The organism is Ruegeria sp. I3 (assembly GCF_056532525.1).
This window is the reverse complement of the sequence record NZ_JBQFNI010000007.1, coordinates 98950-118585: the sequence shown is the minus strand read 5'-3', so window position 1 is coordinate 118585 and position 19636 is coordinate 98950. Positions and strand designations below refer to the sequence as shown.

The following is a 19636-nucleotide window of genomic DNA, read 5'->3' as shown; positions in this document are numbered from 1 at the left end:
TTCTTTCTGATGCTTGTTTATGCTTGGTCTCATTATCGGCCAGACCAGCTCAAACTGTTCGGTTCTGCCGACTACGACAAGCCAGTTGATTTTCTTTCTGGCTTGTTGTGCGAAGTTGTTAGGGAAGCAGTTGTACACAATCTCGCTCGCCGCCACTCATTCAAGTCAGAGAGGCTGAGAACTGTTCGTGGTAAAATTGAACTAAGGAAAACGCTTCTGTCACCGGATTGGAAGGCGGGGTCAGTAATTTGCAGACACCCAGTTGTTGTTGTTGACACTTTGGAGAACCAACTAATCAAGGCAACGTTATGTCAGATTTCATCCTCTTCTAGCGTAACTAAGCAATTGAGGTCCGATGCAAAAAAGCTTCAATCGGAATTCGTAAGTGTCTCCGATATTGCGCCGTCAAAATCGTATTTTCGTCAAGCTTTGGTTGACAGGTCAATGAAGCGGTACAGGTTTCCTTTGGCGATATGTGAGCTACTGCTCACGCGTGAAATGGTGGAGGACGGCACAGGTAGGACATGGTTTGCTGACTACATTCGCGATGAAGTTGCGATGCGAAGACTGTTCGAAGCCTTTGTTCGCGAGTTCTTGCGATACAAGCTAAAAAGCAAGGCAAAAGTAGGGGGTAGAAGGCTGTCCCCTTACATGCTTGCTATGAAGGAAGGTCATAGCGCAGTAGTCCCATCCATGACTACTGATGTCACCGTTCAAACTGAAACGACAAACCTTGTAATCGATACCAAGTATACGCCTAACTCAATCCAGAAGAAGTTTGGAAATACCACAATACGTTCTGATCACTTCTATCAAATTCAGGCGTACGCAACACACACGGACCGCCATCAACCTGGCCGGTTCACTATGGGAATGGTCTTGTACCCATTGGCTGATTTGGATTTGAATGTTGAATTTAGTTCCGACAATCTCAACTATATTTTTCGGACGCTCGACCTATCCAAGAATTGGCAGGAGGTCGAGGCCGACCTTCTAAGTCTAGTCCAAAACTGCCTGCAGAGAAGCAAGACCGACGTAGTAAGCCAGTAGTGGCGGAACGGCATTTCCAATCATCCGCGCGTACTTCCCCCTCTTTTGCTTCCCGAAGTCAAAAAAGTCTGGGAAGGTTTGAATCCGAGCCCCTTCGTGTGGGGTAATCGTTCGCCTTCGAGTCGGATGAACAAATCTGCCTTGCCCCATAACTAGAAAACCTGTGGTCATCGTCGGCGCTGGAGTGTGTTCCCGCATCCTTCCATAAACCGAGTTATAAGTGTGTGACTTGAGTCTATGGCAATCTGGTCGCATGCTGTCGTCTAACTCATACATGGAGTTGTCGAACAGCCAGTCGACCCGCGCTCTACTTTCGTCGGAAAGGTTGGAGGGTTCGTCAAATTGAGTGCTTGGTTCAATATCTACCAGATCGATCATTGACCAAAGTGGCGTCCGGTACTGAGAGTCGGAAAGCCCATCAAGGCTTTCTCTCCATTGCGTAACTGTTGCGTGACGCTGCGCTGCGAAAACAAACGTTCGCTTTCGACTCTGAGGAACGCCGTAGTCCACCGCATTAAGCGTCACTACTTCAACGAAGTACCCCAATTCTTCTAAGGCGAGTATCGTCCGACCAAAGTTACCCGTTCGGTCCCTCTTAACACCGGGAACGTTTTCAATGATTACGGCGGAAGGTTGGAGGATCTCAGCCGCGCGCGCCATAGTGAAATAGAGCGAGTTTCTGGGATCGTTTCTTCGAGTGTAATTATTGAGGTCCGAGTGCCCTTGGCAGGGCGGCCCACCGCAGAGTAGGTCGACGTTGCCGATTTTTTCAATAATTTCGTTTTCCGCTGTGGTCGGTCTTTGTCCAAACACACCGTCGAAAATTTCTGAGATATCACCAACATGCAACTGACACGGGTTCAAATTTCTCCGGTACACGTCGGCGATTTCTGGATCGTGCTCTGCTGCGAAAATGTGTTTAGTACTTCCACCTAATGCTGACGCCGCTTCAGCAAAGCCAAGACTCATTCCGCCGCAACCTGAAAACAGATCAACAATCGAAAAAGTTCTTTCAGCAGATCGGTTACGTGAGCTTTGGGTTCGCTTTAGCCACGCTTGATAGAAGTTATCTGATAAGCGGTTTTCTTTATATGCAGCAAAAGGCTTGGTGACGTTCAGAAACTGTCCATCACCTTGCCCATGCGTTTGGCAAACAACAGTGCGAGTTATACCGTTTGCTTCGGGCGCAAAGTCTTCCCACACTTTTCGATCGAATACCTTCGCAAAAGTATCTTTCCTCAACATCTCCATAGTAGGTTAAGCCGCTTCTGATTTTTTGATTTCTTTGATTGCCATGCCGTTTGCGTGGTTTTCAATGGCCTCTAGAAACCCATCCACAAACTTCAGTTTCCCTTCTCGCGCGCGTTTCAAGAAACCGCGTGATGCCCTCTCCGACAAGGGCTTTACTGGAGATTCTAGGAACTTGTCTAAGCCGACGCTTGGAAGTGTTTCGGGAAACTCTCCAATTTCCACCCTCATAACGCCATCTCCTACATCGTATGCCGCGTTAGGCCAAACTCTGGCTGTCCAATGACTTGTGTCAAATTCGATCTTGTTAGAACCAGGCGCATTCAGCCTCCTGAAAACCCAATCAGCCAGTCCAACTGGAACTGCATTTCCGACTAGTTTCCACCGAGCTCCCAATTGTCCTCTTGATCCAGTTGCCGACTCAGTCCAGTTGGCTGGAAACCCTTGTAAACGTTCAGCGTCGGTAATGTCTGGTGTTCCAATCAAGCCATTTTTTCTAAACCAAATCGCTGGCGGGGATGGAACGCCGACTCTTGATCCACCCTTAATCGTAGGTACGCAATTGGGTGCCCAGCCGAGCCCATAACGGCCTTCGGTCCAAGAAAACCCACAGGAGGACTCACCGTCATCCAAAATCCACTTTGGCGACGGCACATTGTCTGAAAATAGAACTCCACGAGGATCGTGTGTTCTTGACGCAACGATAATCACTCTACGGCGACGTTGCGGAACGCCTGAAGCTCTTGCATCTACAACCCTGTAGGCCCATCGGTACCCGATTTTTCTCAGCGTCTCAGTAACGAACCGAATTGCTTCGCCTTTTCTCTGCCAAAGCATAAAGGGAACGTTCTCAAGTATTAACCATTCATGGCTTCGTGACTTCTCAAGCAACTTAAAAAGATCAAAAACAATCTTCGTGTCTCTGCCATCTATACCGCTATTGTCGCCTACTAAGCTTAAGTTTTGACAAGGAAAACCAGCTGTAACGGCAAACGCTTTTGGTAGGCTTTGGAGCTCGGATACATCCTGATGCAATTCTGTGCCAGGAAACTTCTCGCGTAGGACCGTTTGTGCATTTGCTTCAATCTCGCATGCCAGACTTGTATCAATGCCGTTGGCTTTCGCTCCCAGTTCAAAGCCGCCAATGCCCGAGAACAGGCTTACTATTGTTTTTTTGTTTTCCAAACTGCTCTGCCCCTCTGCCTGTAAGTCGCCATGCGACTGTCGTATATAGCTACCAATAGACTATTGATAACAATATATCGAGGAAAATCGCCTGCGTTCTCGTTTTCTTGTTTGCGCCCTGCGTTATCGTGAGTACAGTCAATAACAAGCGAAACTTCCAGTGTTCTTTATGTGTTCTTATCCCCGGTGGGGGCCAGATGTCTACAATACTGACTCCACAAAATTCTTACTTGGTTAAGTTCTTTTACATAAAAAGATCCGCTAGGTTGCTCCATCTACAGTAAAATTCGTTTGTCGCCAGCCCACGGGCAGTGCATGTCCGTTTGGGGCTGCGACCATCGGTAACTATGTCGATATTCTGTGAGTTTTGGGCCTATCCAATGGACTCACTTACGACCATGCCAATAGCATTGGCCGCAGCCAATGCAGGGTCGCTATCAACGTGCGCGTAACGCGCCGTCGTTTGGGTTTGCGTATTGTGCGCCTTTGAAGGAGATCATGAATTGGCTTTCGACTAGTTTGGACCGAAAGCCATCCACGCGCGAAATCCCAGCGCGTCAACAGCTAAATCTTTGCAACGGAGCCCCATTCACTTGAAGCACTTATGAGCGTCAGCAGTCAAAAGTTTGCAACAAATCCCCCTAGTACAAAGTTTAAGTTCTGAACGAATTTAAAAAACTCTCAAAGTCGGGTTGCGATCTCAATGCTTCGGCCATTCTCCGATGCAGGTCCACCGATGTATCGTGCAGGTCGCGCAACGTTGCATCGCATTTAAGCTTATCCAGTTCTTCTCTGAATCTGCCCCCTATTCGCAATATCCTTTGATCCTTGACAGCAGATTCGTTTCGCGCTGACCAATAGCTTTCGTCAAAAAGACGATGAGGGCTGTTTACGTCACCCCTAGAACGTTTCACCAGAAAACTATCCAGAGAGCGAAGTGCATAGTGGTTTAGCGTTGCAAAGTCGTGCGCAATTGCAGAGGGAAGTCGTAGGCGTTTGCCTTTTTCAGCTCTTTTGAAGTGGTCAGGCACTTGTTGCCCGGATCCATTTACCCATCGAATTGTTTCAAGCGCTTTCTCAACCACAAATGGGCGATGTGCACCGATACGACCTATCGGGAGATCTCCGCGAAACAAAGATTTGACAGGGCTTTCATCCTTTCCATTCCATGACGTGTAGTCGTTTCGAAAGATGAACTGTTCGGTAATAGGTTCATCCCTGAAGTCGTTGATGCCACCATTGGCAAACATAGCCATATTCACAGAAATAACATCTGCGTAATTTACTGCCTGAAGAAGTTCCGGAATTGTTCCATTCCCAACGTGGATATTCAGGAATTCGTCAAGATCAACTATTAGCTTCCAATCTGCGTTCTCGAACTCGGGATGATCTCGAATTTTTCGCAGCGCGACGATTTGGTGCTTTCCATTTTTGGCTGGGTTATCATACCGAGAGACAACACCCATTTCACTTAATCGGTCCAAAATTTCGTCGGTGCCATCACTACAATCGTTTGTATAAACTACAAAATCTGTGACGCCGATTGCCTTATAAAACGCAATCCACTCTAGTATGAAAGGGCCTTCGTCACGAGCACAGGTCCCAATCGCGATCTTGATTTTTTGACCTGAAACCTGAGATTGAGAAATCACTGGAGGCGCTGTTGCCCCAACTCGTCCAACAGCTACCGCTGAGAGTTCAGGGTGCAACTTTTTCTGAAGTGTCATCCGTATGCTAACACGCGCATGCTTGACAATTTTGGGGGTTTTTTCGCCCATAACGTCGGGGTCAAATTTCCTCAAAAGAGAAAAGAGCTCGCCCAAGAATGAGAGCCTTACTTCATCCCATCCCTCTGCGCGTGCCTTGGAGACAATGCAATCAAACTTTGGATCAAGCTGACCTATCGCGTTCATACCATCATCAACTTGCAGTCGATTAGATATGATACGCCGGAACTCGGACTGGATATCCTGAATTGTTGCTGGATTGATCAAGGATAGCTCTGTTGGCTTCAGGCTTTGCAGCTCCTTCAATAGTTCGCCCAACAGTGTTAGATGAGTTTTCCAAAGACCTTGAGCATTGGCTTCGCGCATGATCTGCAATGCGTCTTCGTTCAATGACACGTTATCCGAAGCGGCAAAGGACAACTGCGACAATACAGTCTCTGGGACTTGGCAGTGTCGAAAAAGGGCCGTTCCCAATCCAGTCGCCTCGCCAACATCTGTTTTCATATCGACGAAAGTCACATTTGAAGGGGCAACGCACTCTTCCACGGTTTTCCTTATGGAGTCCCAGTCTAGTGCGAATGGCAGATTCCTTCTGTATTCATCAAAAGTAATTGTGTACCCGCGCATCAAAACGCTTTGTCGATAAGTGCTGAATAACCAACTTTCTGGTTCCCGGGTGTAAAACACACATTCTAGCTCGTGGTCTGAAAATGCTTTCGCAAAAAGCGGAAGTATCTGTTCCATCCACGACACCAAATTTCCAGACTCCGAATAGATATCGTTGCCAAACAGGATTTCGCTAGACATCAGGACAACAGGTTGCTGTATCGAAGCAGTGTCGCTAGCCAGTTCCTGTAGCGCCTCGAGAAGCTTTTCGCGCCCTCTTGAGGATGGATTTCGAATCGCTTGCTGGGCAAATTTCTTTAGGTCTTTTAGGTCGCGTTTTCCCAAATAGTGAAAGTATGGCGACAAATGGTCAATATTGCCCAGAATTCGGTTCTGAACCGCTGTGGAACCTGTTTTTTGAAAGCCTGCGTGGAAAACGATCTTTTTCAAAACCCACCTATCGCCCATTTTCTGCCTCATCGTGCCCGTCCGGTTGAAAGGCGTCTATAGAACTTTTGCGGTTACGACGACTTCAATCATGTAACCTTCGTCAAGGTCTACCACCACAAATGCCCGTTCTAGATTGCCTTCGATACTATTCTTCCGAATGTCTAGCATTGGTTCGCAACGTCCAAATGACGTCTATGAAGCCGAACAAACCGGCAAGCAGGGTCTGAAGCGTTCGATGAAGTCGAGTATTTCGGGGTTAATCAAAGGTTTGCCCTTTCTAGTTTGCAAGTAGGAAGATGTAATGAGGCGATCACATAAACAAGGGTTTAATCAAGAGTATTTCGAGGTACTGCGCATCGAAGAATTGCTTCATGGAATAACAGGTAGAGACACTGCTTCCCAAATGGACGCGTCAGAAAAAGTTGGGTGCTGGTCAGTGCCTCACGCAATGAACCGATATCTGTTCCTGGCTTCATGCAGTTTGTTTGCGGCGCGCTCAGGGTCCGCTCTTATGTTCTCTGCGAGCCTGCTTCCAACCCTATCCATGAAATCACACAGCTCAATTTCCCGAGTATCTTCCAACGCGGTCAGCGTGATCCCAAGGCCCGCAATTTGCGCTGATATCAACCTTTTTTGCTCAACTTGATTTACGTGCTTGATGCTGGTTGCGTCGACGTGGCTACGCATTTCCAGCAAATCATCGTCTGACGATTCAGAAACCAAGTCCCAGATTTCATGGTTAGACCAGCGCGCGCGGTTTCCGTCGTCCGGATCAGGCTCGCAGTAACGAATCTTCTTTAGCGCCTCGGAAATTACATCACCGAACATAGCATCGAACTGGGGCCATGTTCTGATCTGCCAACGATCCTTGAGCAAGTCCTTCCCGGCACGTACTTCAACGCGCCATACGCGGCTCTGAGACGCATCAGAAGGGTCTAAATGGGCTAAACCGTCTCGCTCAAGGTTAGCGTTCCAGATATCCCACCAGATCAGTTTTTTCTTATCGATCACTTCGCGGCGCTTGTCATAAATGATGACTTGTCGTCCCGGCATTTTACCGAGCGTAGACTGATCATCGGATGCTGCATTTGCACGGACATTGCCGACAATCGCTGCATTTGCAAAAATTGGCTAGGCTCCGGGCAATGCCTTTACCGCTGCACAACTCCGCGATGCTGTCTTCGCCCTTCAGGACGTCCAGCACAATCCTGATCTTCTCTTCTGCTGAAAATTGCTAGCGGGTCACATGGCGAGTGTCCTTTACCACCTTCTCACTGTGGCTCAACTTGGTCCCTGGGTTCTTTTTCCTCTCCACTCCTTGGCGGTTATGTTGAGCCAGAAACCCTCTACTATCAGATCAACCTAAACTATCCCATTGGTGCTGGCGTCAGACACGTCTGCATGCTTGGTCCGATTCGGCACATTGTTAACACCGTCAGTTCCCTCGATTGCGAGCCTCCAGCCGTTCCAGATTGATGACTGTAGACAGCATTAGCCGATCGTGGCTCCAGTCCTGTGTTTGGCGAACTGATGCTGATCCGATGGCGAGAACTAATGCAAATGAAAGTATCAGTCCAAGAAATACGGCAGGTAGTCGGGTGTCTGCCATCGGCGCTTCGGTCAACGCTAACACGCGCTGCCGCAGTACGTGCTTTGCCTTTGTTCCGTAAACCAGTGCCACATTAAGAACACGTGGATTGTTCAACGTAATCGATCGCGCGCAGAATTCCAGCAAACAGGTCGTATACTCCTTTGAATCTATGCCCTTACGAGACACGACGGATTGGTCACAGGCCAATTCGCGTAGCCGGTCGAATTGGTGTTTGAGCACCAGATAGGCCGGGTTCCAGAACAGCAAAGGTCGCAAAAGCTCGAACCCAAGCTCCCATTCCACGTCATTGGCTCGGATGTGCTGAAACTCGTGCGCCAGGGCAAATCGCAACTCATTTGGTGTGTTCAACAGATGACTGGGCAGCACGACGTGCCGGCGGCGAAGGCCACGCACAGCGAACGGTACGGTAATCCGATCTGACAGGCGAATGTCCACCTTGGCGGATTGCCGCCAAAGAAAACTGGTCGTGATCGCGCTGCGGATGGCCCATGCATCGCGCATCACACGAACTGTCAGCACCGCTGCAATAAGAGCGAATGCGATCAAGGCGCAGTTTGCGGCCATGCTTGCGCCTGCCAGTACGTGGTCCAGCCACCGCTCGCGCGTGTTCAGTAGGGTTTCAAACTGTGCTGCTGGCATGGCAATGTCGCCGCGCAGATAAGCGGCCACGGCAATATCCCCCAGTGCAACAGGTTGCCCCGGCCAGACCAGTCCTGCAAGGCTCGAGACCCCTGTAGCCAAAATGGGGCTGACAAGAACGCAGATACAAAGTGCCTTGAGCAAGCGAAGCTGAGCCACAAATCCATATCGCATCGATGTCCTATCCAGCGCCGCGCGCACTGCCAACCAGATAAAGGCCGACAATCCAAGCACGACATTCAGATCAAGAAACGTATCGAGAACCGGTTTAACCGCTGTCATTTTGCAGTCTCCTCTCTACCAGTGCTCGAATTTCCTCCAAATCATCTTCTGTCAGCCCCTCATCGTCGACCAGCCTTGCAACCAGCGTCGCGGGTGTGTCGTCAAACAGGGTCCGAGAAAGATTCTGCAGCGACCGCGACTGGTACCTGTCCTTTTCCAGCAGGGGTCTGTAGATCAGCGACTTGCCGTTCTTCTCGCTTTCGACGAACCCTTTTTCATCAAGGATACGCAGAATAGTCGCGCCGGATGTATAGGCCAAATTACGATCAGAAGGCAGGCGATCAAGGACATCACGGACCGAACCCTGACCCAGCGCCCAGAGTTCGTTCATGAACTCAAGTTCCACGTCGGTCAGAAGATTTGTTGTCTTTTTCTTTCGCATCGATCTCGGTGTCGCCATTTTTTAGTATGCCTGACAGACAAGCATCCTTTCGCTGTTTCTCAAAGCTTAAACTTTCCAGAAGACGAAGACGCCCCAACCGATGGACAGGAAAAGAGGCGTCCATACAGGTTGGCCTACCAGCCCAAGCCAGGCCAGGAAGATATAGGTCGAGCCGAGCAGTGTTATGAACAACCGATCGCCCAACGTGGTTGTCAGACCAAGTACACCGCGACGTTCAAGGCCGTCGCGGAACTTGAACCCTTCCAATAGTCCAATTAGTGCGATGGCCGCGAAGATACCCACGAATACCGCCAACGTCGCCGGGGTCCAGGCCATCCAGAAATCAGGCCAAAGAGGGGCGGTCCACGAGAATCCCTTTTCCTCTTGCTGGCCAACATTGCCCCATCCGGCTTGCTGGGCGAATGCCATCGAAGGCAGGAAGGAGAGGGTGAGAAGAAGTCTACGCATATCGAACCTCACACACGGCCCATCGCGAAACCGCGCGCGATGTAGTTGCGGACAAACCAGATGACAATGGCACCAGGGATAATGGTCAGTGTTCCGGCTGCTGCCAGCAGACCCAACTCATACCCCGCGCTGGAGGCGGTGCGGGTCATCACGGCGGCGATGGGCTTGGCCTCGACCGCGGTGAGGGTCTTGGCCAGCAACATCTCGACCCATGAAAACATGAAGCAGAAGAAGGCCGCGACGCCGACACCCGCTTTGATGTTGGGCAGGAAGATCATCACGAAGAAGCGCGGGAAAGAATAACCGTCGACATAGGCTGTCTCATCCAGTTCTTTCGGGATGCCGCGCATGAAGCCTTCGAGAATCCAGACCGCCAGCGGCACGTTGAACAGCGTGTGCGCGAGCGCCACGGCCAGATAGGTGTCGAACAGGTGGATTGACGAATAGAGCTGGAAGAAGGGCAGCGCGAACACCGCCGCTGGCGCCATCCGGTTGGTCAGCAGCCAGAAGAATAACTGCTTGTCGCCCAGAAACCGATAGCGCGAGAACGCATAGGCCGCTGGCAGCGCTACACAGACCGACAGCACCGTGTTGATCGTCACGTAGATTATCGAGTTGATATAGCCCCAATACCACGTCGGATCGGTGAAGATGGTAATGTAGTTCTCCAGCGTGAAGGTCTGGGGGAACAGGGAAAAGCCCGACAGGATCTCGTTCGTGGTCTTGAAGGACATCGCCACCAGCCAATAGATCGGCAGCATCAGGAACGCGATATAGAGGATCGGGATAAGGGACCGCTTCTTCATTGCGCGTCATCCTTTGTCATCAGAGTGTAGAAGACCCAGCTGACCAGCAGCGTGATGGCGAAGTAGATCAGGCTCATCGCGGCCGCAGGGCCAAGGTCGAACTGTCCCAGCGCGATCTTCACAAGGTCGATCGACAGTAAGGTGGTTGAGTTGCCGGGACCGCCGCCGGTCAGAACGAAAGGCTCGGTATAGATGTTGAAACTGTCCATAAAGCGCAGCAGAACGGCGATGGTTAGTACAGTCTTCATCTTGGGCAGCTGGATATAGCGAAATACTGACCAGGGGCTGGCACCGTCTATCTTAGCGGCCTGATAATAGGCATCCGGGATCGACACGAGGCCCGCATAACACAGCAGCACAACCAGCGACGTCCAGTGCCAGACATCCATGACGATCACGGTGATCCAGGCCGACAGTGGCTGTTGTGTCATATCATAGTTGATGCCCAGGACGTCATTCAGGAAGTAGCCCAGCAGGCCGATCTTGGGCAGAGTGAAGATATTCCACATCGAGCCGACCACATTCCACGGGATCAGCATCGGCAGGGCCATCAGGACCAGACAGACCGGCACCCAGAACCCTTTGCGTGGCATCGACAGGGCGACGATGATGCCCAAGGGCACCTCGATCAGCAGGATCAGGAAGGTAAAGAGGAACTGCCGACCGAGGGCCGCCTGAAACCGGTCGGAACGCAGGATCTGTTCGAACCAGCCCAGTCCTTCCCAGAAGAACTGATTGTTACCGAAGGTCTCCTGCACCGAATAGTTGACCACCGTCATCATCGGCACCAGCGCATTAAACGCGACCAGCGCCAGCACCGGCAGGACAAAGAACCATGCTTTTTGGTTTTCAGTTCTCATTGCGTCCGCTCCTCGGTTGCGATCCAGCCGTCGCGGTAGACGCGAGATTGTTCGGGTTTGAATTGCAGGTACACATGTGAGCCAGGGTTGGGCGCATTGTGTTCTGCTACGGCTTTCACCGGCGTATCACCGACCATGGCACTGACCACATAGTGTCGTCCGATATCTGCGACCTTGGTGACATGGGCAGGGATGCCGGTTTCGCCAAAGCTTATATATTCAGGCCGGATACCCAGATCGGTGCGGCCTCCGTCACCGTGGGTCTGGCCTTCCAGCATCACTTCATGGCCTTCGAACAGGGCCCGATCGCCCTTCGCTTCGCATGGCAGCACATTCATGCCGGGTGAGCCGATGAAATGGCCGACAAATGTGTGCTGAGGGCGTTCGAACAGTTCCACAGGGGTGCCGATCTGCACGACTTCGCCTTCCTGCATCACGACTACTTCGTCCGCGAAGGTCAGCGCCTCGGTCTGGTCGTGCGTGACGTAGATCATCGTGGCTTTGACGCGCTGGTGCAGCTCTTTCAGCTTGGACCGCAGTTTCCATTTCAGATGTGGGTCGATAACAGTCAGCGGCTCATCGAACATCACCGCGTTCACGTCGTCGCGCACCAACCCACGACCCATCGAGATTTTCTGTTTGTTGTCCGGGCTCAGACCTGAGGCCCGGGTATTCAACATATCCGTAACATCCAGCATCTCTGCAATCTCATCGACGCGACGTTTGATCGTTGCAGGGTCGACTCCCCGGTTTTTCAACGGGAAGGCCAGATTTTCGCCCACAGTCATCGTGTCGTAGATCACCGGGAATTGGAACACCTGCGCAATGTTGCGTTGATCTGGGGGCAAGGCAGTAACGTTCTGACCATCGAACAGAATTTGTCCCTCGGAAGGCGTCAGCAACCCCGAGATGATGTTCAGCAGCGTTGACTTGCCGCATCCTGATGGTCCCAGCAGCGCATAGGCCCCGCCGTCGCGCCAGGTGACGTCGATTTCCTTCAGGGCGTAATCCTGTGGCCCCTTGGGATTGGGGAAATAGCTGTGTCGCAGGTTTGCAAGCTTGATCTGTGCCATGTCAGGCTATCCTTTTGCCGTCTTGGCCGAAATACCGGCAATGGGCCGGGTTCATGTAGAAGCTGTGGTCTTCACCCACCTGATAGGGATGGACACCCGAGGCCAGGGATACCCACGCGTCATCCCCATGTTGGAAGTGCGCGCTGGAATCCGAGCCCGAAAGCTCGGTCACGATGACACGCCCGGTCAGCTCCACGTCGGCGTCGGAAGAGCGGAACGGGGTCACCCGGTGCGGACGCACGGCGACCAAGTAGTCACCATCGGCTATATCGGTGACTTTCCAGCCACCACCGCCGACCAATTGCGCCTGCGCATCAGACACAGTGATGCGCGCCACGTTGATGGGCGGGTCAGAGAACACACGAGCTGCAGAGATGTTCTCGGGGTTGCGATAGATATCTGAGGTGGGGCCAAATTGGGTGACGCGCCCGTCCTCCATCAAAGCGGTGTAGCCGCCAAGCATCAACGCCTCTTCCGGTTCCGAGGTGGCATAGACGACCACGGCCCCGCGCCCGGCGAACAGGTCGGGCAGTTGTTCACGCAGTTCTTCACGCAGCTTGTAATCGAGGTTGGCCAGTGGTTCGTCAAGAAACACCGCGCGGCTTTCCTTTGCAATCGCGCGGGCCAGTGCTGTACGCTGCTGTTGGCCGCCTGACAACTCATGCGGACGGCGCTGTAGCATTGGGCGCAACTGCAGCAAGTCGGCGGCCTCTTCGACACGGCCTTCGATTTCGGATTTTGCCATCCCCGCCACGCGTAAGGGCGAGGCGATGTTGTCGAAAACGGTCATATGCGGGTAGTTCACGAAGAACTGGTGTACCAAACTGATCTGCCGCTTTTGCGTGTTCAGCTTGGTGACGTCCTGCCCGTCCATCAGAACTTTGCCTGAGGCGATCGGGTCCAGCCCGGCCATCATCTTGATCAGCGAGGTTTTGCCCGACCCCGTCGCGCCCAGCAACACGTTGAAATGGCCAGTCTTGAGCGCCAGGTTCGTAGGCTTGATATGGATGACATTGCCAACCCGTTTGGTGGCGTCTTTAAGTTCGATCATGTCCGTGGGTTCCGGTCCTTCAGTGCGTCGCACTGGCCTTGGGGTGGGGATGCCGCACACGGCACCCCCGGTTTCGCTTGCTTACTGAGACTGCCAGCGCTGAACCAGTTCGTCATAGTTGACGGTCTGGCCCTGCGGCTTTTCGTTCTCAAGCTTGGCCTTGGGCGAGCCCGGCTTTTCCAACCAGAATGCGGCATCCTGCGGCTCGTTCAGACGCGGACCACAGCCACCGTAGACACCGGCGCTTTCGTCAGCGGCCTGCATTCGGGCCATAGTGATGTCCATCTCTTCTGCCAGACGGTCCATCGCCTCTTGCGGGGTGAAGGCGCCCGAGTTCACGTCACCGATCTGCTGCCACCAGATCTGGGCCAGCTTCGGATAGTCCGGCACGTTGATGCCGGTCGGTGACCATGCCACACGGTCGGGTGAGCGGTAGAACTCGACCAGACCACCCAGCTTGGGTGCGCGCTCGGTGAACGACTCGTGGTTGACCGAGCTGTCGCGGATGAAGGTTAGGCCCACATGGGATTTCTTCACGTCGACAGTCTTGGACGTCACGAATTGGGCATAGAGCCAAGCCGCCTGAGCACGATCCGCAGGCGTCGACTTCAGGAAGGTCCACGACCCCACGTCCTGATAACCAACCTTCTGGCCTTCTTCCCAATAGGGGCCGTGCGGGCTGGGCGCCATCCGCCACAGCGGCGTGCCTTCGTCATCCACGGTGTTGTTGCCTTCGGACTTCGGCTTCACCATGTCTGCGGTGAAGGCGGTGTACCAGAAGATCTGCTGAGCCACGTTGCCTTGGCTAAGCGCTGGCAACGACTGGTAGAAGTCATAAGACGCCGCACCCGGAGGCGCATAAGCCCGCAGCCATTCATCCCACTTGCGGATCGCATAGACCGCAGCCGGGCCGTTCGCAGCACCACCACGCGAAACGGATGCGCCAACAGGGTTACAAGTGCCCGCTTCCATGCGGATGCCCCATTCGTCGACGGGAACGCCGTTCGGTTCACCCACGTCACCAGCGCCGGCCATCGACAGCCAGGCGTCAGTCATGCGCCAGCCGAGGTCAGGCGCGCGCTTACCATAATCCATGTGGCCATAGATCGTGGTGCCATCGACTTCTTTCACGTCATTGGTGAAGAACTCGGCGATGTCTTCGTAGGCCGACCAGTTGACCGGAACGCCTAGATCATAGCCGTATTTCTCTTTGAACGCGGCCTTGTTGGCTTCGTCATCGAACCAGTCCTTGCGGAACCAATATAGGTTCGCAAACTGCTGGTCAGGCAATTGATACAGCTTGCCATCAGGGCCGGTGGTGAACTGAATGCCCATGAAGTCATCCAGATCCAGCGTCGGTGAGGTTGTCGCTGCCCAGTCGCCTGCCATCATGTCGGTCAGCGGATAGGCCAGCTGCAGGCGCGAGTGCGTGCCGATCAGGTCGCTGTCGTTGACATAGCCATCATACAGATTCCGTCCGGTTTGTAGCTGAGTCTGTACGGCCTGAACCACTTCGCCTTCGCCGAGAATCTGGTGATTGACCTTGATCCCGGTTATTTCCTCGAACGCCTTGGTCAGAACCTCGGATTCATAGGAATGCGTCGGGATACCCTCGGACAGGACATTGATTTCCATTCCCGAGTACGGTTGTGCAGCATCGATGAACCACTTCATTTCGGACAACTGTTCTTCCTTCGACAAGGTCGATGGCTGGAATTCGTCGTCGATCCAACGTTGTGCTGCGGCTTCGTCGGCCCAAGCAGGACCATGCCCCGCAATGACGGCCGCTGCCGCCACGGCGGAAAGTAGATGTCTCCGCATCTGTCTCCTCCCAAAGATTATGTGTTCCGGTGCAGACCGGATGGCAAACAGCATCGATGATATTCGGCGCTGCTGTCAAACTAATTTTTTAGTAGAAAGAAAGAAGTAGAACAACCCATTGTTTTATATCAATTAATACCATTTATGTTGGAGGAAGAACTTCATGGATCACGCCAATTAGCATCAATTACGTGCGCTGCAAACGGCCCATTCCTGCCGCCCAACGTCCCCTCAAGACACTGCACTGCAGTCAGCAGAACCGGACATTCGTTACAACCGAAATACATCATGCTTACAGCCTGAGACATAAAGTCGTACGTCCCACATCAAAAGGGGGCTTTGTTGATACACGGCGAAAACTGTTCGAGCACAGTTCAATGCATCACGCCAAATTCAGAACCGGTCCATCTAGAAACCGGATCAAATTCCCGAAATAACCAGCAGATCTCGCGGGACGGGTCGGATCGGATGTGATTGCGACTGCAAGATTGCGCCTGTGATGGGCCGCTATGATTTGACCTCCATACCCTCGGGCCAGAGCGTATCCGGACGGTGAGAGAAACCAGCCGTATCCGTATTCCAACTCAGAAAACTGTGACCGGCTGTAGGCCTTGGTGGCTGCGGAAACCCAACTTTCGGGACTAATAAGATTTTTTTTCAAAGACTCCGCTGTCCCTAAGTAATAAGGCGATCTTCAACCTCGATCTCGGTGATATTGTCATCTAGTTAGCGCCTAGATAATATCCCTGAGGATCCTGGGTCTAGGCGGGTATCTCAACTTCCAGCAGAGTCCCCAATCGCGCCCGCGCCAGCGTTAGCAGGCTTTGCCCCGTTGCCTCGTTTAACGCCGCCCCCAGGATTTGTGTTGATTCCGTTGAGTACAACATGCGTTGCCCGGGCTTGGCCACCATCGGTCGGGTGAGTGCGTCGGCGATCCAGTTGGGCGAGCTGATCCATGCTCCGCAATTCCCGCCAGACGTCCGTTCCAGCCCTGCCCGGAGCGTGACTAGATCCTCCATCGTGATACTTTCGGCGCCCGGAGTTGCATTCGGCGGCAGCAAGCGCGGCGCCACGTCTTGCAGCGTAGCATCGTCTGAAGAGATTTCCTGCCTATCGATTGCGGTTTCTAGCAACAGGGCAACGATGCTTTTCGAACAGGGTCTGATGTTTGCCGGGCGATCCAGTCCAGGCTCTTTGGGAGCTTGCGCAAAGATGACGTCCTCCCCGCGCTGAATCTGAAGCGAATGGAGCCGCGGCAAGCGGCCGATCATCTCGCCAATCTCTGGGGATTGCCCCCGCACAACGATCGGCGCGGACACAGAGACGGTCGAAGCAATCAGGCACGAACGACGTGCAAACATAGCCTTTCATGTGGACGCTAACCCGAAGATGTCCAGTCGCTTGATTTCTGTTTTTGACCGAGCCCCATCACAAACAGGACCTAAGGCTTACAAGTCGGGACATAAAGCAACAGTACCTATCGATCCCGAAATCATCCCAAAGGTCGGGCCAGGTTTCCGTGTTAGAATAGGCACGAGAATAGTCTAGCAGGAGCAGTCCCGTTGCGACCCAATTCACTCTGTCTCTCCATCGCCGTCTTAGTCGTCGCCACCATTGCTGGGTCTTTCCCCAACCGAGGCGACGCATTATCAAAAGAAATACCAGCCTGGCTACGGAAACACGTAGGCACGGCTGAAGGGCAAATCGCGCCGATCGTCCTCGAGCGTGCGAGAGCGCTTTATCTGCAGAAACTCCGGCAAGGCAAAATCTCGAACTCCTGCTACCTAGCAAAAGACGCCACGCGTCCCAGTACGGCGCGGACCGGAAACCCTGGGCGTCGGTTCTACGTGATTTGCGAAGCGCATAAGTCATTTCGCGCCGTTTCATCCGGCTATGGCAATGGTCGAAAGTTGCAGCGGGCAAATTTCGCAAATGGTCGGCAATGCGCGAAGAACTTCAGCAACGCAGAAGGTTCGAAACTGACCGCAGGTGGGTCATACCTTACGGCCGAGGCCCGAACTTCATTCAAAGGATATTACCAACACTCCGGTAAGATGAAGCCACTTTACCGCACGTTCCTGTTGTTTGACGGGGAAGGAGAGACAAGCAATGCCCGGGAACGCGCCATAGGCGGTCATCCTGCTGTTTTTCTAAAGTGGAAGTGCCGCTTCAAAAACCCGCAAAGCGCGAACGCTGACAAGGATGGATATGTACCGTACGGCAAGCTTGTGAACTACGTCGGTGGGCGCAGCAACGGCTGCACAACCTGGTCGCAATCCGCTTCAAAAGAGATTTTGGAGCTTGTCGAAGGAAACCCGACCACGCTCTATATCTACCCGGAATCAAAAGACATTAACGCGGTTGCCAAAGCGGTGGAGCAAGGAAAATCGCTTTCGCGCGCGGGCGTCTACTGGAACGCAGCATGTCTGAAGGCGATTGACGCACCCAAGTTTTGGCCGAAAAGAACTTTGCAACCGATCATCAATCAATGGCGGGCGGCCCTGCCCAAGCAGCCGCCGCTAGAACTGCCAATTTGCCAGTAGCGGTAGGTGCACTTTTTTAGGTGCACTTTCTTTTTGCATAGAAAACACCTGCGGGACCTTCTTGTTTCGTAGTTTGGCCTTTGGTGTCTGGACAAGAGTTGGGGAGGAAACATGTCTCGCAGCATTATGGAGGGCAAGGCCGAGAGATTTGACGTTGACGCCGTAGCGCTCGTGGAAAGGGATGATAGCCAACAGTTCCCTTAACCGAAAATACACTCGCCTTGCTCGTCAATCACCTGTTTCGCCTTGGTGATGCTAAAGCTCTCGGCCTGATCCCGGCTTTCGAAGACATCCGCCCGGATCAGCGCATAGGTCTTACGATCTCCGTTGATGATTTTTTCGATACGGGCCGACAGGCGATACTTTCCGCCCTCGGCAATCAAAACGGGGAAGATGTCGAACCCTTTGTACGAGACCGGTTGCAGCTCCGACTTTTCACCGCCACCAAAGAGTTTTGAGAAGATTGACATTATGCGGTTCCTTTCTACTTAGGAAATTTGACCCCTATGAATTTCGACTACATCCCAGAGAGCCCAGCATTAGTGTTCAATAGAAACTGGCGGAAAATCGGGCTGCTTGCCGCCCCAATCCCGCGGGCGTTTTCTCCAACAGCCGCAGCTTCTACAACCGGAGGAATCAAACCGCGTTTATCTTGGTTGACTAGGTAACGACGAACCCGTGAGACCAACTCCTCCCGTATTTCAGATGGGAATGCGCCGTCGATAAAAATTGCCTCAAAGTCGATGACTGCGCAAATAGACAGCGCAGCTTTGGCCAGTTCCTGCGCGGTGGTACCGATCCATGGTTCGACATAGCGAGAAATGCTGCTCCAGTCCTGCGGCTTTTTCCACAAAATTCCCGGATCAACACCCGCTTCTATCAACCTGTCCTCGAGCAGGAACAGCGATGCAGTGTCAATCAGTTGCTGGCTTTCACCCAAAGGACCCGTCGTTCGCATGGCACCCAAGGCACCGGCATTGCCTTGGTTGCCCTCAAATACGGTGCCATTCAATGCAACGCCTCCGCCAATCATTGAGCCTATGAAGAAATAAAAATAGTCTCGATACTCAGCCCCGCGGCCATAGAGGTGCTCCGCGTGACACGCGGCAGTAGCATCATTGACCACAAAGACCGGCAGTTCGCTGAACTTGGCCACCTCGGAAAAGAAGTTCACGTTTCTCCAGGACCTGAATTTCTGAGCCGCAAGCCCAGAAAGGTCGTGCCACTTCCACAGCTCGAACGGTGTTCCGATTCCAATCCCGCATACACGGTCCCGAAGTTTCTGGGGTTCATTGGCCAGAAGCTCTTCCAATCCTACCTCCAGAAACCCGAACACTGCTTCGGGTAGCGGGTAGTCATAAGTCGTCGAGAGCTGTTGGCGTGGCTTACCGGTGAAGTCGATCAAAAGAAGATCGGCGCTGCGGCGACCGATCTTCATTCCCACCGACAGAATGCCTTCGGGATTGAGCTCCATGGGGATCGAAGGTTTCCCAACTTTGCCCTTCAACGGCGTCCCACGTTTGAGAATCTCGTCCTTTTCGAGCTTACGCAGAATGATCGACACGGTCTGGGGTGACAGGCCCGTCAGCCGCGCGACGTCCGCCCCGGCAGCAGGTCCATGCCGTTGTAAAACCGTCAGAATGAGGCGTTCGTTATGATCACGAACACCGCTTTGGCTTACGCCGCCGGTTAGTAATTTCAACGCCTCTCTTTCCATAACCTTAAACATAAACACCTTGTTTTCTTATGAAAAGATACGTGGGCAAATTAATAAATAAACTTTATTTATTTATTGACACAGAGGCTAGAATCACGGTTTCTTGAACGGGACCT

At 52.7% G+C, this 19636-nt stretch carries 17 protein-coding genes and 1 pseudogene; 2 read left to right on the top strand and 16 right to left on the bottom strand.

The genetic code is table 11. The features are described from left to right. Positions 1 to 9: 9 nt before the first annotated feature. The gene (locus ACR0L9_RS17345) at positions 10 to 1050 is read left to right on the top strand and encodes a 5-methylcytosine restriction system specificity protein McrC (protein WP_480896273.1); all 1041 of its coding nucleotides are present in this window, start codon (positions 10 to 12) and stop codon (positions 1048 to 1050) included. On the opposite strand, the gene ACR0L9_RS17340 is transcribed toward ACR0L9_RS17345, so the two are convergent. From ACR0L9_RS17340 to ACR0L9_RS17275, 14 genes and pseudogenes are all read right to left on the bottom strand, one after another. Next, positions 1000 to 2295: a DNA cytosine methyltransferase gene (locus tag ACR0L9_RS17340; RefSeq protein WP_480896272.1), complete on the bottom strand. Its 1296-nt coding sequence runs from the start codon at positions 2293 to 2295 to the stop codon at positions 1000 to 1002. The genes ACR0L9_RS17345 and ACR0L9_RS17340 overlap by 51 nt on opposite strands. Positions 2296 to 2307: 12 nt before the next feature. Further along, complete coding sequence (locus ACR0L9_RS17335) at positions 2308 to 3483, bottom strand: DNA cytosine methyltransferase (protein WP_475211987.1); 1176 nt, start codon at positions 3481 to 3483, stop codon at positions 2308 to 2310. Between the two features lie 653 nt (positions 3484 to 4136). Continuing rightward, the gene (locus ACR0L9_RS17330; RefSeq protein WP_480896269.1) at positions 4137 to 6296 is read right to left on the bottom strand and encodes a glycosyltransferase family 2 protein; all 2160 of its coding nucleotides are present in this window, start codon (positions 6294 to 6296) and stop codon (positions 4137 to 4139) included. 411 nt (positions 6297 to 6707) lie between these two features. Then, the gene (locus ACR0L9_RS17325) at positions 6708 to 7319 is read right to left on the bottom strand and encodes a hypothetical protein (RefSeq protein ID WP_480896268.1); all 612 of its coding nucleotides are present in this window, start codon (positions 7317 to 7319) and stop codon (positions 6708 to 6710) included. Between the two features lie 79 nt (positions 7320 to 7398). After that, positions 7399 to 7551 (bottom strand): annotated as a pseudogene (locus ACR0L9_RS17320) (transposase); the annotation flags it as partial. Between the two features lie 150 nt (positions 7552 to 7701). After that, a complete protein-coding gene (locus ACR0L9_RS17315; protein WP_170567383.1) occupies positions 7702 to 8799 on the bottom strand; it encodes a M56 family metallopeptidase in 1098 nt (365 codons plus the stop codon). After that, positions 8786 to 9181 carry a BlaI/MecI/CopY family transcriptional regulator gene (locus tag ACR0L9_RS17310; protein ID WP_170392848.1) on the bottom strand — a complete coding sequence of 132 codons (396 nt, stop codon included), beginning with the start codon at positions 9179 to 9181 and terminating at the stop codon, positions 8786 to 8788. Before ACR0L9_RS17310 ends, ACR0L9_RS17315 begins: the two co-directional genes overlap by 14 nt. Before the next feature lie 66 nt (positions 9182 to 9247). After that, positions 9248 to 9649, bottom strand: a complete 402-nt coding sequence (locus tag ACR0L9_RS17305) for a DUF2160 domain-containing protein (protein WP_170392847.1) — start codon at positions 9647 to 9649, stop codon at positions 9248 to 9250. A gap of 8 nt (positions 9650 to 9657) precedes the next feature. Beyond that, on the bottom strand, positions 9658 to 10455 hold the full coding sequence (locus ACR0L9_RS17300) for a carbohydrate ABC transporter permease (protein WP_480896265.1): 798 nt from the start codon (positions 10453 to 10455) through the stop codon (positions 9658 to 9660). Then, positions 10452 to 11315 carry a carbohydrate ABC transporter permease gene (locus ACR0L9_RS17295; protein ID WP_170392846.1) on the bottom strand — a complete coding sequence of 288 codons (864 nt, stop codon included), beginning with the start codon at positions 11313 to 11315 and terminating at the stop codon, positions 10452 to 10454. The genes ACR0L9_RS17300 and ACR0L9_RS17295 overlap by 4 nt, the downstream gene beginning before the upstream one ends. Continuing rightward, on the bottom strand, positions 11312 to 12388 hold the full coding sequence (locus tag ACR0L9_RS17290) for an ABC transporter ATP-binding protein (protein ID WP_170401961.1): 1077 nt from the start codon (positions 12386 to 12388) through the stop codon (positions 11312 to 11314). The genes ACR0L9_RS17295 and ACR0L9_RS17290 overlap by 4 nt, the downstream gene beginning before the upstream one ends. A gap of 1 nt (position 12389) precedes the next feature. Then, positions 12390 to 13439 carry an ABC transporter ATP-binding protein gene (locus tag ACR0L9_RS17285; protein ID WP_480896264.1) on the bottom strand — a complete coding sequence of 350 codons (1050 nt, stop codon included), beginning with the start codon at positions 13437 to 13439 and terminating at the stop codon, positions 12390 to 12392. A gap of 81 nt (positions 13440 to 13520) precedes the next feature. Continuing rightward, positions 13521 to 15260, bottom strand: coding sequence for an ABC transporter substrate-binding protein (locus ACR0L9_RS17280; RefSeq protein WP_480896262.1), 1740 nt, complete (start codon positions 15258 to 15260; stop codon positions 13521 to 13523). Positions 15261 to 16021: 761 nt separating this feature from the next. After that, entirely contained in the window at positions 16022 to 16621 is a 600-nt protein-coding gene (locus ACR0L9_RS17275) for a serine hydrolase (RefSeq protein ID WP_480896261.1), read from the bottom strand. 693 nt (positions 16622 to 17314) lie between these two features. Here ACR0L9_RS17275 and ACR0L9_RS17270 point away from each other — a divergent pair. Further along, complete coding sequence (locus ACR0L9_RS17270; RefSeq protein WP_480896259.1) at positions 17315 to 17803, top strand: hypothetical protein; 489 nt, start codon at positions 17315 to 17317, stop codon at positions 17801 to 17803. Positions 17804 to 18003: 200 nt separating this feature from the next. Here the strand turns inward: ACR0L9_RS17270 and ACR0L9_RS17265 are convergent, their stop codons facing one another. Both ACR0L9_RS17265 and ACR0L9_RS17260 read right to left on the bottom strand, forming a co-directional pair. Next, the gene (locus ACR0L9_RS17265; RefSeq protein WP_170402606.1) at positions 18004 to 18273 is read right to left on the bottom strand and encodes an HlyU family transcriptional regulator; all 270 of its coding nucleotides are present in this window, start codon (positions 18271 to 18273) and stop codon (positions 18004 to 18006) included. 47 nt (positions 18274 to 18320) lie between these two features. Continuing rightward, positions 18321 to 19520, bottom strand: a complete 1200-nt coding sequence (locus tag ACR0L9_RS17260) for an ROK family transcriptional regulator (RefSeq protein WP_480896311.1) — start codon at positions 19518 to 19520, stop codon at positions 18321 to 18323. Between the last annotated feature and the right edge of the window lie 116 nt (positions 19521 to 19636).

Excerpts from the sequence above, each read along its gene's own strand:
- ACR0L9_RS17345 (WP_480896273.1), top strand. The coding sequence starts at position 10 with ATGCTTGTTTATGCTTGGTCTCATTATCGGCCAGACCAGCTCAAACTG.
- ACR0L9_RS17340 (WP_480896272.1), bottom strand. The coding sequence starts at position 2,295 with ATGTTGAGGAAAGATACTTTTGCGAAGGTATTCGATCGAAAAGTGTGG.
- ACR0L9_RS17330 (WP_480896269.1), bottom strand. The coding sequence starts at position 6,296 with ATGAGGCAGAAAATGGGCGATAGGTGGGTTTTGAAAAAGATCGTTTTC.
- ACR0L9_RS17325 (WP_480896268.1), bottom strand. The coding sequence starts at position 7,319 with ATGCCGGGACGACAAGTCATCATTTATGACAAGCGCCGCGAAGTGATC.
- ACR0L9_RS17315 (WP_170567383.1), bottom strand. The coding sequence starts at position 8,799 with ATGACAGCGGTTAAACCGGTTCTCGATACGTTTCTTGATCTGAATGTC.
- ACR0L9_RS17310 (WP_170392848.1), bottom strand. The coding sequence starts at position 9,181 with ATGCGAAAGAAAAAGACAACAAATCTTCTGACCGACGTGGAACTTGAG.
- ACR0L9_RS17305 (WP_170392847.1), bottom strand. The coding sequence starts at position 9,649 with ATGCGTAGACTTCTTCTCACCCTCTCCTTCCTGCCTTCGATGGCATTC.
- ACR0L9_RS17300 (WP_480896265.1), bottom strand. The coding sequence starts at position 10,455 with ATGAAGAAGCGGTCCCTTATCCCGATCCTCTATATCGCGTTCCTGATG.
- ACR0L9_RS17295 (WP_170392846.1), bottom strand. The coding sequence starts at position 11,315 with ATGAGAACTGAAAACCAAAAAGCATGGTTCTTTGTCCTGCCGGTGCTG.
- ACR0L9_RS17290 (WP_170401961.1), bottom strand. The coding sequence starts at position 12,388 with ATGGCACAGATCAAGCTTGCAAACCTGCGACACAGCTATTTCCCCAAT.
- ACR0L9_RS17285 (WP_480896264.1), bottom strand. The coding sequence starts at position 13,439 with ATGATCGAACTTAAAGACGCCACCAAACGGGTTGGCAATGTCATCCAT.
- ACR0L9_RS17280 (WP_480896262.1), bottom strand. The coding sequence starts at position 15,260 with ATGCGGAGACATCTACTTTCCGCCGTGGCGGCAGCGGCCGTCATTGCG.
- ACR0L9_RS17275 (WP_480896261.1), bottom strand. The coding sequence starts at position 16,621 with ATGTTTGCACGTCGTTCGTGCCTGATTGCTTCGACCGTCTCTGTGTCC.
- ACR0L9_RS17270 (WP_480896259.1), top strand. The coding sequence starts at position 17,315 with ATGAAGCCACTTTACCGCACGTTCCTGTTGTTTGACGGGGAAGGAGAG.
- ACR0L9_RS17265 (WP_170402606.1), bottom strand. The coding sequence starts at position 18,273 with ATGTCAATCTTCTCAAAACTCTTTGGTGGCGGTGAAAAGTCGGAGCTG.
- ACR0L9_RS17260 (WP_480896311.1), bottom strand. The coding sequence starts at position 19,520 with ATGGAAAGAGAGGCGTTGAAATTACTAACCGGCGGCGTAAGCCAAAGC.